At 64.2% G+C, this 12,349-nt stretch carries 11 protein-coding genes; 1 reads left to right on the top strand and 10 read right to left on the bottom strand.

The window, feature by feature from the left end:
• The first annotated feature begins 181 nt into the window (after positions 1 to 181).
• Complete coding sequence (locus AWB80_RS26885) at positions 182 to 667, top strand: DciA family protein (protein ID WP_061177718.1); 486 nt, start codon at positions 182 to 184, stop codon at positions 665 to 667.
• Between the two features lie 51 nt (positions 668 to 718).
• Here AWB80_RS26885 and lpxC read toward each other — a convergent pair whose 3' ends face one another.
• The 10 genes from lpxC to murD all read right to left on the bottom strand — a co-directional run bounded on the left by lpxC (position 719) and on the right by murD (position 12,312).
• Positions 719 to 1,636 (bottom strand): UDP-3-O-acyl-N-acetylglucosamine deacetylase, encoded by a 918-nt coding sequence (lpxC, locus tag AWB80_RS26880; protein ID WP_061177717.1) that lies wholly within the window; start codon positions 1,634 to 1,636, stop codon positions 719 to 721.
• Positions 1,637 to 1,899: 263 nt separating this feature from the next.
• The gene (locus tag AWB80_RS26875) at positions 1,900 to 2,403 is read right to left on the bottom strand and encodes a peroxiredoxin (RefSeq protein ID WP_061177795.1); all 504 of its coding nucleotides are present in this window, start codon (positions 2,401 to 2,403) and stop codon (positions 1,900 to 1,902) included.
• A gap of 272 nt (positions 2,404 to 2,675) precedes the next feature.
• Positions 2,676 to 3,884, bottom strand: coding sequence for a cell division protein FtsZ (gene ftsZ / locus AWB80_RS26870; RefSeq protein WP_061177716.1), 1,209 nt, complete (start codon positions 3,882 to 3,884; stop codon positions 2,676 to 2,678).
• Positions 3,885 to 3,994: 110 nt separating this feature from the next.
• Positions 3,995 to 5,227 carry a cell division protein FtsA gene (ftsA, locus tag AWB80_RS26865; protein ID WP_008342980.1) on the bottom strand — a complete coding sequence of 411 codons (1,233 nt, stop codon included), beginning with the start codon at positions 5,225 to 5,227 and terminating at the stop codon, positions 3,995 to 3,997.
• 27 nt (positions 5,228 to 5,254) lie between these two features.
• Positions 5,255 to 6,007, bottom strand: coding sequence for a cell division protein FtsQ/DivIB (locus tag AWB80_RS26860; RefSeq protein WP_061177715.1), 753 nt, complete (start codon positions 6,005 to 6,007; stop codon positions 5,255 to 5,257).
• A 34-nt stretch (positions 6,008 to 6,041) separates the two neighbouring features.
• A complete protein-coding gene (locus tag AWB80_RS26855; protein ID WP_061177714.1) occupies positions 6,042 to 6,983 on the bottom strand; it encodes a D-alanine--D-alanine ligase in 942 nt (313 codons plus the stop codon).
• A 25-nt stretch (positions 6,984 to 7,008) separates the two neighbouring features.
• Positions 7,009 to 8,409 carry a UDP-N-acetylmuramate--L-alanine ligase gene (gene murC, locus AWB80_RS26850; protein ID WP_061177713.1) on the bottom strand — a complete coding sequence of 467 codons (1,401 nt, stop codon included), beginning with the start codon at positions 8,407 to 8,409 and terminating at the stop codon, positions 7,009 to 7,011.
• Between the two features lie 2 nt (positions 8,410 to 8,411).
• Entirely contained in the window at positions 8,412 to 9,530 is a 1,119-nt protein-coding gene (gene murG / locus AWB80_RS26845) for an undecaprenyldiphospho-muramoylpentapeptide beta-N-acetylglucosaminyltransferase (protein WP_061177712.1), read from the bottom strand.
• Complete coding sequence (gene ftsW, locus AWB80_RS26840; RefSeq protein ID WP_061177711.1) at positions 9,527 to 10,804, bottom strand: putative lipid II flippase FtsW; 1,278 nt, start codon at positions 10,802 to 10,804, stop codon at positions 9,527 to 9,529. Before ftsW ends, murG begins: the two co-directional genes overlap by 4 nt.
• Positions 10,801 to 12,312: a UDP-N-acetylmuramoyl-L-alanine--D-glutamate ligase gene (gene murD / locus AWB80_RS26835; protein WP_061177710.1), complete on the bottom strand. Its 1,512-nt coding sequence runs from the start codon at positions 12,310 to 12,312 to the stop codon at positions 10,801 to 10,803. Before murD ends, ftsW begins: the two co-directional genes overlap by 4 nt.
• Positions 12,313 to 12,349 lie beyond the last annotated feature (37 nt).

Genomic DNA, 12,349 nt, shown 5'->3' with positions numbered 1-12,349 from the left:
ATTTTAGCACGCGAGTCTGGCAGACCTTGTGTCAGCGTGCCCGCCCGCGCGTCGGTGCTGCGCGACAGTCAACGGGTTGAAAGCTTGCCTGCAAGCAACGCCCGAAAAGGCTCGCGACCGGGAACAACGTCTCGTCTCGCGTACAATCGACCCGTTCCATCGGGCGTCCGCCTGGATAAAAATGAGCCGCTTTTCTACAAATTCAAGGTCGCGTTTCGATCCGCGCCGGCCGCAAGCCGTCGCCGACGTGCTCGATCGCACCGATGCGTTCCGAGCGCTGCGGGCGGGCGTCGAGCAAGTGGCGGCGCTGCAGCGCGATCTCGGCGCGCTTTTACCGGATTATCTGGCGTCGAACGTGGAGCCAGGGTTCATCAAGGATGGCGTGCTCGCGCTCTTTGCCGCGCACAACGCGCTCGCGGCACGGCTGCGGCATCTGGAGCCGCGTCTGCTCTCGGACCTTCAGCAGCGCGGCTGGGCGGTCGATGCGCTGAAAATCCGCGTGCGTCCGCAGCCGATGAAGGAAGCCGCGCCGCCGAAGCAGGCGCGCATGTCGCCGGCGGGTGCGTCGGCATTGCAGGAACTCGCGGAAACGCTGGAGCCGTCGCCGCTGCAGGAAGCGCTCGCGCGCATGGCGTCGCGCCACCAGGCACGCGCGCAAAAAAAATGAGCGGCGCTTTCGCTGCCGCTCATTCTCTGATTGCCGAATCGCTGCGTTACATCAGGCGAACGCCGTCTGCGTGTCGAAACCAAAACCGCGCGGCGCCTTCTGCGTGTCCTCGAACGTGACGATCTCGTAGGCGTCTTCGGTTGCGAGCAACTCGCGCAGCAGCATGTTGTTCATCGCGTGGCCGCCCTTGTACGCCTTGTACGACGCCAGCAACGGATGGCCGACCACGTAAAGATCGCCGATCGCGTCGAGCATCTTGTGCTTCACGAACTCGTCGTCGTAGCGCAGGCCGTCATTGTTCAGGATGCGGTATTCGTCCAGCACGATCGCGTTGTCCATGCTGCCGCCGCGCGCGAGGCCCAGTTCGCGCATCATCTCGACTTCATGCGCGAAACCGAACGTGCGGGCGCGAGCGATCTCACGCACGTAGGACGTGGTCGCGAAATCCACTTCGAGCGCCTGACCGGTTTTGTCGACGGCCGGATGGCGGAAATCGATGGTAAAGCTCAGTTTGAAGCCGAAATACGGTTCGAGACGCGCGAACTTGTCGCCGTCGCGCACTTCGACAGGCTTCGTCACCTTGATGAACTGCTTCGGCGCGTTCTGCTCCTCGATACCCGCCGACTGAATCAGAAACACGAACGAAGCCGCGCTGCCGTCCATGATCGGGATTTCTTCGGCGGTCACATCGACATACAGGTTGTCGATGCCGAGGCCGGCGCATGCCGACATCAAGTGCTCGATGGTCGAAACCCGCGCGCCGTCCTTCTGCAACACGGACGCGAGCCGGGTGTCGCCGATCGCCATTGCCGACGCCGGTATATCCACCGGTTCCGGCAAGTCGATGCGCGAAAATACGATGCCCGTGCCAATCGGTGCGGGGCGCAGAGTCAGGTTGACCTTGCTGCCGGAATGGAGCCCGATCCCCACGGTTTTGACGACGGTCTTGATTGTTCGCTGCTTCAACATGATGTTCTTTCCGATTTACGATCCCTATAAAGAGAATCAATCGTGCATTAAATTCTAATAGGTCGAATTATACTCCATTCGTTGCACGCCGTCCTGATCCGTGAGGTATCAAACGTTTCCCTGTGTTACGTCGCGACGGCCCAACTGAGAAGTAGAACGGGCCGATGCCCGGAATGGAGGCATTTCCGGTCATCGGCCCCAAGTTACGGCTGATTGCGAGGGCGTCTGAAGCGTTGCGCGCGGGCAACGCGACGCCGCTGCAATCAGCGCAACGTCGCCAGGATGCTTTGAGCGTCGCTGACTTCGAACTTGCCGGGCGCTTCCACAGACAGCGTCTTGACCACGCCGTCGTCGACCACCATCGCGTAGCGCTGGGAACGGATTCCCATGCCACGCTCGGACAAATCCTGATCCAGTCCGAGTGCCTGAGTGAAACGCGCACTGCCGTCCGCGATCATCTTCACCTTGCCCGAGGCTTGAAGATCGCGTCCCCACGCGCTCATCACGAACGCGTCGTTGACGGAAACGCACCAGACTTCATCGATGCCCGCAGCGGACAGGTCCGCCGCCGCATCGATGTAGCCGGGCACGTGTCTGGCGGAGCACGTCGGCGTGAACGCGCCCGGCAATCCGAAGATCACCACGCGCTTGCCGGCGCACCGCTCGCGCACCTGGAACGCATTCGGTCCCACGGCACAGCCCTCGGTCGCCTCGTCGATGAACTCGAAAAGGCGCGTATCGGGCAACGCTTCACCTACTTTGATCATGCTCGGTCCTTCCCTGATCAGTGCTCGCGACATCCTCGCGATTGCATCGTCCCGCAACCGCGCCGACGCCTTTTTGCGGTCATGTCGGCTTCACTCTGCCTCCCTCGACGTCAGGAGCAGATTCGTGGAGGTCGGCTGGCCACGGCCCGGCGTCCATTTCGAATCAGGACGCGGCCTTGGACAGTCGCCCCACGCGAAACCTTCATCATCCGCGCAAAACGTTCAGCGCGTGCACGCGGTGTGCTGCAAGCAGCAAATAAACTGCGCTTCGCTCAGTCCGCCTGCTTGCGCAGGAACGCCGGAATGTCATACGTATCGACGCCCTTTTCCTGCAGCGCCTGCACGTGCGATGCCGCGGTTTCGCGGGTCGAACGCCACACAGCCGGGGTGTCGAGCTGACCGTAATCCGTCGTCGACTGGCCGTGCTGCGCACCGTACGTATTGTGCGAAGGCTGATGGCCGTGCGCGATCGGCTGGTTGTCGGTGCCCGTGCGCAGCAGGGTCATCGGCGCTTGCTGCTGCTTCTTCGCCGCGCGGCCCAAACCCGTTGCCACCACCGTCACGCGCAGTGCGTCGCCCATCGCGTCGTCGTACACGGCGCCGAAGATCACGGTTGCATCGTCGGCCGCGTAGCTCTTGATGGTGTTCATCACTTCACGCGTTTCCGACAGACGCAGCGAACGGCTCGACGTGATGTTCACCAGCACGCCGCGCGCACCCGACAGATCCACGCCTTCCAGCAGCGGGCTCGCGACCGCCTGTTCTGCAGCGAGGCGCGCGCGATCGACGCCGGCGACCGTCGCCGTGCCCATCATCGCCTTGCCCTGCTCGCCCATCACCGTCTTCACGTCTTCGAAGTCGACGTTCACGAGGCCATCGACGTTGATGATTTCCGCGATCCCGGCCACAGCGTTGTTCAGCACGTCGTCCGCGCACTGGAAGCACTTGTCCATCTCGGCGTCATCGCCCATCACCTCGAACAGCTTGTCGTTGAGCACGACGATCAGCGAGTCGACGTGATCCTCCAGTTGCTGCGAGCCTGCTTCCGCCACGCGCATGCGGCGGCCACCTTCGAACTCGAACGGCTTGCTCACCACGCCGACGGTCAGAATGCCCATTTCCTTGGCGATCTGCGCGACCACCGGCGCCGCGCCCGTGCCCGTGCCGCCGCCCATGCCCGCGGTGATGAACACCATGTGCGCGCCGCGCAGTGCATCGGCGATACGTTCGCGCGCGTCTTCCGCCGATTCCTTGCCCTTCTCCGGTTTCGCGCCCGCGCCGAGACCCGTCATGCCCAGTTGCAGCACCGTCGGCGCGCGCGAACGGGCGAGCGCCTGCGCGTCGGTGTTCATCACGATGAAGTCGACACCCTGCACGCCGCGCGTGATCATGTGCTGAACCGCGTTGCCGCCAGCACCACCAACGCCCACGACCTTGATGATCGTTCCGTTGGTTTCCGTTTCCAGCATTTCGAAATCCATGTTGCCTCCGTCAAGAATGAAGATCGGCGTTATTCGATGAAAGATCGGGCAACCTTTCGTCGCGCACCAGCCGCCGGTACCGGCGCGTAATTCTTTTTGTTGCTTGTTGCTTAAAAGTTTCCGAGGAACCAGTCCTTCATCCTCGAAAACACTTGTCCCATCGAACCGTTTTGCACCGCGACCTTGCGGCCGCGCATGCGTTGCGAGCGTCCTTCGGCGAGCAGGCCCATCGCCGTCGAGTAGCGCGGATTGCGCACGACGTCCGCGAGACCGCCCGCGTACTCCGGCACGCCGATGCGCACCGGCTTCAAGAAGATGTCTTCGCCGAGCTCGACCATGCCGGGCATCATCGCCGCGCCGCCGGTCAGCACGACGCCGCTCGACAGCAGCTCTTCGTAGCCCGACTCGCGCACGACCTGCTGCACCAGCGAGAACAGCTCCTCGACGCGCGGCTCCACCACCGCCGCCAGCGCCTGACGCGACAGCGTGCGCGGGCCGCGTTCGCCGAGCCCCGGCACTTCGATCATTTCGTCCGGATCAGCGAGCGCCTGCTTGGCGATGCCGTAGCTCACCTTGATGTCTTCCGCGTCGGGCGTCGGCGTGCGCAGCGCCATCGCGACGTCGCTCGTGATCTGGTCGCCCGCGATCGGGATCACCGCCGTATGGCGGATCGCGCCTTCGCTGAAGATGGCGATGTCGGTCGTGCCGCCGCCGATATCGACGAGCACCACGCCGAGTTCCTTCTCGTCCTCGGTCAGCACCGCGAGCGACGACGCCAGCGGTTGCAGAATCAGGTCGTTCACTTCGAGGCCGCAGCGGCGCACGCACTTCACGATGTTCTGCGCCGCGCTCACCGCGCCCGTCACGATGTGCACCTTCACTTCGAGGCGGATGCCGCTCATGCCGATCGGCTCGCGCACGTCTTCCTGACCATCGATGATGAATTCCTGCGTCAGGATGTGCAGCACCTGCTGATCGGTCGGGATATTGATCGCCTTGGCCGTTTCGATCACGCGCGCGACGTCCGCCTGCGTGACCTCCTTGTCCTTGATCGCGACCATGCCGCTCGAATTGAAGCTGCGGATATGGCTGCCCGCGATGCCGGTGAAGACGTTGGTGATCTTGCAATCCGCCATCAGCTCGGCTTCTTCCAGCGCGCGCTGGATGGATTGCACCGTGGCCTCGATATTGACCACGACGCCCTTCTTCAACCCCTTCGAGTCGCTCTGACCGAGTCCGATCACCTCGTAGTGGCCTTCGCCCTTCAGTTCGGCGACGATCGCGACCACCTTCGACGTTCCGATGTCGAGGGAAACCAGCAGGTCTTTGTAGTCTTTGCTCATAGCGTGCTCATTGCCTGTGATGTCTGCTTACTTCTTGGCCTTGTCGGTGTCGTTGATGAAGCGCATGCCAGCCGCGCGTATCGCGAAGCCGTTCGGGTAACGCAAATCTGCATATTCGATGTCCTTCCCCCATCGTCCCGTAACGGACGTCCACGAAGCGACGAAACGCTTGCAGCGCTCATTCAGCGTGTCCTGGTTGCGCTCGCGGCCCAGTTCGATCTGCGTGCCGTTCGAGAGCTTGACCGTCCACGCGAAACGCGGCGACAGCGTCACTTCCTCGGGCTGCGCATCGAGCGGCGCGAACCACTTCTGGAAATCGCGGTACCGCGCGACCACTTCCTTCGCCGTGCCTTCGGGGCCGTCGAACGCGGGCAGATCGTCGTCGAGCTCGCCCTGATTCGCCGTGAAGAGATCGCCGTCGACGCTCACCAGTTGATCGTTGCCCCACGTGCCGAGCGGCTTGTACTCTTCCAGCGTCACCGCGAGCGCGTTCGGCCACACGCGGCGCACGCTTGCATGACGCACCCACGGCACCTGCTCGAACGCCGCGCGCGCGGCATCCAGATCGACGGTGAAGAAGTTGCCCTTCAGGTGACCGACCACGCTCGCGCGCACGACCGGCGAACTGACGTGCGTGGTGTCGCCGTCGATCTGAATCTGGCGCAGGCGAAACTCGGGACGCTGGATCGCCCAGTAACCCGCGGCGCCCAGAAGCAGCAGCACGAGCACGATGTGCAGCGCGTTGGCGGCGAGGTTGAGTTGGCGAACGTTGTTCCACATGGTTTCGCTGCTTCGTGTCCTGTGTGTGATCGACCTAATTCTTCAGCGTGAGCGACAGCACCTTCACGACGAGATCCTTGTAGCTGATGCCGACCGCGCGCGCGGCCTTCGGCGGCAGCGAGTGATCCGTCATGCCCGGCGCCGTGTTCACTTCGAGGAAGTACGGGTTGCCGTCCACATCGAGCATGAAGTCGGCGCGGCCCCAGTCGGTGCAGCCGAGAATCTCGAACGCGCGCTTGGTCAGCGCCTTCATGCGCGCTTCCTCGGCGTCCGTCAGGCCGCACGGAATCAGGTACTGCGTGTCGTCGGCGACGTACTTCGCGTGATAGTCGTAGAACTCGCCCGCCGGCACGATCTTGATGACCGGCAAGTCGAGATCGCCCGCGATGCAGCACGTGAACTCGCCGCCGCCCTCGATGCTCTTCTCGACGATCACGATCTTGTCGAAGTTCGCCGCTTCCGCGAGCGCCGGCACGAGCGTTTCCGCGCTCTTCACCTTGATGACCGCGACGCTCGAACCTTCGCTCGCCGGCTTCACGAAGAGCGGCAGGCCGAGCTTCGCGATGATCTCCTGCGCGCGCGCCGCATAGTCTTCGCCGCGGAAAACGGTCTCGAACGGTGGCGTCGGAATGCCGGTCTGCTGCCACACGAGCTTGGTGCGCAGCTTGTCCATGCCGAGCGCCGAGCCGAGCACGCCGCTGCCGGTGTAACGAATGCCGTAGAAGTCGAGCGCGCCTTGCAGTTGCCCGTTCTCGCCGTAACCGCCATGCAGCGCGATGAACGCGCGCACGAAACCTTCGGCCTTCAGATCCGAAAGCGGATGCCGCGCCGGATCGAACGGATGCGCGTCGATGCCCGCGTCGCGCAGACCTTCGAGCACGAGCCGTCCCGAATTGAGCGAGACCTCGCGCTCGGCGGAGTTACCACCGAGCAGCACCGCGACTTTGCCGAACACGGCCGGATCGATTTGATTCACTTGATTGCTCGTTACGTCTGTCATTTCAGTTCTGGCCGTTGGCCACATTCGCCAGCTTTCCGCACACGCCGCCGATGGAACCAGCGCCCATCGTGATCACCACGTCGCCGTTGCGCGCGATCGTCGTGACCGCGTCGGGCACTTCATCCACCGTGTCGACGAACACCGGCTCGACCTTGCCCGCGACGCGAATCGCACGCGCGAGCGCGCGGCCGTCCGCCGCGACGATGGGCGCTTCGCCTGCGGCGTAGACATCGGTGAGCACGAGTGCATCGACCGTCGACAGCACTCGCACGAAATCCTCGAAGCAGTCGCGCGTGCGCGTATAGCGATGCGGCTGGAACGCGAGCACGAGACGCCGGCCGGGAAACGCGCCGCGCGCCGCCGCGATCGTCGCGGCCATTTCCACCGGGTGATGGCCGTAGTCGTCGATCAGCGTGTACGCGCCTGCGCCGTCACTCGCGCTCACTTCGCCGTAACGCTGGAAGCGCCGGCCCACGCCGTTGAATTCGGCGAGCGCACGCTGGATGTCGGCATCGGCAACTTCGAGTTCAGTCGCGATCGCAATCGCCGCGAGCGCGTTCTGCACGTTGTGCGTGCCCGGAAGGTTCAGCACGATGTCGAGCGACGGCGCGTCTTCGCGCAAGGTCGTGAAATGCATGCGGCCATCGCGCGCCTCGACGTTGACCGCGCGCACCTGCGCTTCGGCCCCGAGTCCGTAACGGATGATCGGCTTCGACACGAACGGCAGGATCTCGCGCACGTTCGGATCGTCGACGCACAGCACGGCGATGCCATAGAACGGCAGCCGATGCGTGAATTCGATGAACGCCTGCTTCAGCCGCGCGAAGTCGTGGCCGTAGGTGTCCATGTGATCGGCGTCGATGTTCGTGATGACTTCGATCACCGGGAACAGATTGAGGAACGACGCGTCCGATTCATCCGCTTCCGCGACGATGAAATCGCCCGTGCCGAGCCGCGCGTTCGCGCCCGCGCTGTTCAGGCGCCCGCCGATCACGAAGGTCGGATCGAGCCCGCCCGCCGCGAGCACGCTCGCGACGAGCGAAGTCGTCGTGGTCTTGCCGTGCGTGCCGGCGATCGCGATGCCCTGCTTCAGACGCATCAACTCCGCGAGCATCACGGCGCGCGGCACGATCGGCACGCGGCGATGGCGCGCGGCGAGCACTTCGGGATTGTCCGCGCGCACGGCCGTCGACACGACGACCGCATTCGCGCCTTCGATGTTCTGCTCGTGATGGCCGATCTCGACACGCGCGCCGAGCGCACGCAAGCGCTCCGTGACCGCGCCGTTCGAGAGATCCGAGCCGCTCACGTGATAGCCGAGATTGAGCAGCACTTCGGCGATGCCGCTCATGCCCGCGCCGCCGATCCCGACGAAATGAATATGCTTGACGATATGTTTCATGTTCAGTGTGCCTCCCGAGCTTGCGCGTTCACACGCGCGCCGGCCACGTCGGCGCAAACGCTCGCGACCCTTTCGGTCGCATCCGGTTTTGCCAATGCGCGCGAGCGCTCGGCCATCCCGGCGAGCGTGTCGCGCGTCTGTGCGCGTAACCAGTCGGCGAGCTTTTGCGCCGACAAATCGCGTTGTTGTATCAATTCAGCCGCGCCGTTCTTTGCGAGAAATGCGCCGTTGGTCGTCTGGTGATCGTCGACGGCGAACGGGAACGGCACGAAGAGCGCTGCCACGCCGACCGCCGCGATCTCCGAAACGGTCATCGCGCCCGAGCGGCAGATGACGAGATCCGCCGATGCATACGCGCTCGCCATGTCCTCGATGAACGGCACGAGTTGCAGGTCAACGCCCCGCGCGAAACCCGCTGCCGCATAGTTCGCTTCCAGTGCCTCGATATGCTTCGCGCCCGCCTGATGCACGATGCGCGGACGCTCGTCCGGCGAGAGCATCGCGAGCGCCTTCGGCACGGTTTCGTTCAATGCCGCCGCACCGAGACTGCCGCCAACGACGAGCACGTGCAGGCGTCCGGAACGCGCGGCGTAGCGTTCTTTGGGTGGCAATGCGCCCGTTAGTTCCGCACGGATCGGATTACCGGTCCATTCGGCATTCGGCAGAGCATTGGGGAACGCCACCAGCACGCGCTTCGCGAGATGCGCGAGCATCTTGTTCGCGAGTCCGGCGATCGAATTTTGTTCGTGCAGCACGAGCGGGCAGCCCGCGAGCTTCGTCATGATGCCCGCCGGAAACGTGATGTAGCCGCCCATGCCGAGCACGACGTCCGGCTTCACGCGGCGCAGCGCCGCAAGGCTCTGCGAACACGCGCGCAACAGATTGACCGGCAGCATCAGCTTGGTCTTGATACCCTTGCCGCGCACGCCGCCGAAGCGCACGTATTCCATCGGAATACCGTGCTTCGGCACGAGCGTCGCTTCCATGCCGCTCGCGTTGCCGAGCCATACCACGCGCCAGCCATGCGCCTGCATCCAGTGCGCGACCGCGAGCCCCGGGAACACGTGGCCCCCGGTGCCTCCCGCCATGACCATCAGCGTGCGGTTGCTTTGCGCGGTCATACCTTTCCTCCGCGCATCAGCACACGATTCTCGTAATCGACGCGCAGCAACACAGCCAGCGCGACGCAGTTCAGCAAAATACCGGAGCCGCCGTAGCTGACGAGCGGCAACGTGAGACCCTTTGTCGGCAGAAGACCGAGGTTCACGCCCATGTTGATGAATGTCTGCGCGCCGAACCAGATGCCGACGCCCTTCGCCATCAGACCGGCGAACGTGCGGTCGAGCGCGAGCGCCTGACGGCCGATCTCGAACGCGCGGCGCACGATCCAGTAGAACAGCAGAATCACGCAGATCACGCCGACGAAACCGAGCTCCTCGCCGATCACCGCGAGTATGAAGTCGGTATGCGCTTCCGGCAGATAGTTGAGCTTCTCGACACTGCCTCCAAGCCCGACGCCGAACCACTCGCCACGCCCGAACGCGATCAGCGAGTGCGTCAATTGATAGGCCTTGCCTTGCGCGTAGCGGTCGTCCCAAGGATCGAGATACGCGAAGATCCGCTCACGGCGCCACGGCGACGCCCACACGAGCAGCGCGAACGTGCCGACCGCCGTAGCGACGAGGCCGCCGAACAGCTTGCCGTTCACGCCGCCGAGAAACAGCACGCCCATCGCGATCGCGGCGATCACCATGAACGCGCCCATGTCCGGTTCGAGCAGCAGCAGCGCGCCGACCGCGCCGACCGCGACGGCCATCGGCAGAAAGCCCTTGCCGAAGCTGTGCATGAATTCCTGCTTGCGCACGGTGTAGTTCGCGGCGTAGATCGTCACCGCGAGCTTCATGATTTCCGACGGCTGCATGTTGGAGATGCCGAGCGGAATCCAGCGGCGCGCGCCGTTCACGCCTTTGCCGACGTGCGGAATCAGAACGATGACGAGCAACACCAGTGCGATCAGAAAAAACTTCGGCGCGTATTTTTCCCACGTCTTGATCGGAATCTTGAACGCGATGATCGCGCCGACGAGCGCCGTCGTGATCGAGATCAGATGGCGCACGAGGAAGTGATAGTCGCGGTAGCTCGCGTACTTGGGCGAATCGGGCATGGCGATCGACGCCGAGTACACCATCACGATGCCGAGTCCGAGCAGCGAGATCATCACCCACAGTAGCGAATAATCGTAGTCGAGCATGCGCGAGCGCGCGGGACGCACGCCGTTCACCGCGCTCGAAATGCCGCCGCGCGTACCGGAATCCGAACGGCCCGCGAGCGAGTCGCTCGGCATCGCGTTGCGCTGGCCGCTGAGTTTCGATCCGAAGCGTTCCGACCAGCTCATAGCATCACTCCCCGCGCGGCGGCAATTTCTTCGACCGCGCTGCGAAATACCTCAGCGCGATGTGCATAGTTTTTGAACATGTCGAGGCTCGCGCACGCGGGCGACAGCAGGACGGCGTCGCCGGCTTCGGCGATGCGCGCGGCGGCGTTCGTCGCGGCTTCGAGCGTCGCGTGATCTTCGAGCGCGACGCCCGTCGATGCGAGCGTTTCGCGGATGCGCGGCGCATCGCGGCCGATCAGCATGACCGCGCGCGCCCAGCGTGCGACGGGCGCTTCCAGCGGCGAAAAGTCCTGGCCCTTGCCGTCGCCGCCGGCGATCAGCACGATGCGTTGCGCGAGACCGTCGAGCGCGGCGACCGTCGCACCGACGTTGGTGCCCTTGCTGTCGTCGACGTAATCGACGCCGTCGATCTGCGCGATCACTTCCACGCGATGCGGCTCGCCGCGATATTCACGCAAACCGTGCAGCAAGGCGGCGAGCGGCAGGTCGATCGCGCGCGTCAGCGCGAGCGCGGCGAGCGCGTTCGCCGCGTTGTGAAGGCCGCGGATACGCAGCGCGTCGACGGGCATCAGCCGCTTCGAGACGACGTTCGGCTCACTGATGTCCTGCTTGCGGCGACGCGACGGCGCGGGTTCATCGGCTGCGTCCTGGTCGACGCCGACGGCCAGCCACGCCATGCCGTTGTCACGCAGCAGACCGTAATCGCCGACGTGACACGGCTCGTTCAGCCCGAACGTCACGACGCGGTCCTGCGCGATGTTCTTCGCGAGCGCCATCGTGCGGGCGTCGTCGCGATTCAGCACGCGCGTGGTGCGCGGGCCGAAGATGCGGCCCTTCGCGGCGGCGTACGCGTCGAGGCCGCCGTGCCAGTCGAGATGATCCTGCGTGATGTTGAGCACCGCGGCGGCATCGGGTGCGAAGGTATGCGCGGTCTCCAGCTGGAAGCTCGACAGTTCGAGCACCCATACATCGGGCAAAGCGGTCTGATCGATGGCTTCGGTGAGCTTGTCGAGCATGGCCGGGCTGATGTTGCCCGCGACCGCGACCGACTTGCCCGCGCGTTCGCACAAAAGGCCGGTAAGCGCGGTCGTCGTGGTCTTGCCGTTCGTGCCCGTGATGGCGATGACCTTCGGCGCATAGCCGTTCACGCCGAGTCCGGCGAGCGCCTGCGCGAAGAGTTCGAGTTCGCCCCACACGGGAATGCCGCGTTCGTTCGCCGCGGCGATCAAGGGCGCGAGGTCCGGCGCAAGCGGCGAAAGACCCGGGCTGATCGCGACGAGTTCGATGCCGCCATCGAGCAATGCAGGCGTGAACGCGCCGCCGACGAAATCGGCGTCGATCTTGTGAATCGCGAGTTCGGAAAGATTGGGCGGCGTTTCGCGCGTGTCGGCGATCTTCAGGCGGCAACCGTGCCTGGCGCACCAGCGCGCCATCGCCAGACCGGATTCACCGAGTCCAAGCACGAGCACCATCGGACTTTGCCGACCGACAAACTTCTCGCCAAACATCTCTTTACCTTTCCCAAAAGCCCGAAAAACCGCGAAA

The organism is Caballeronia pedi (assembly GCF_001544915.2).
Taxonomy (GTDB): Bacteria; Pseudomonadota; Gammaproteobacteria; order Burkholderiales; family Burkholderiaceae; genus Caballeronia; species Caballeronia pedi.
The sequence above is the reverse complement of the archived record's forward strand: the minus strand, read 5'-3'. Positions and strand labels throughout refer to the sequence as shown.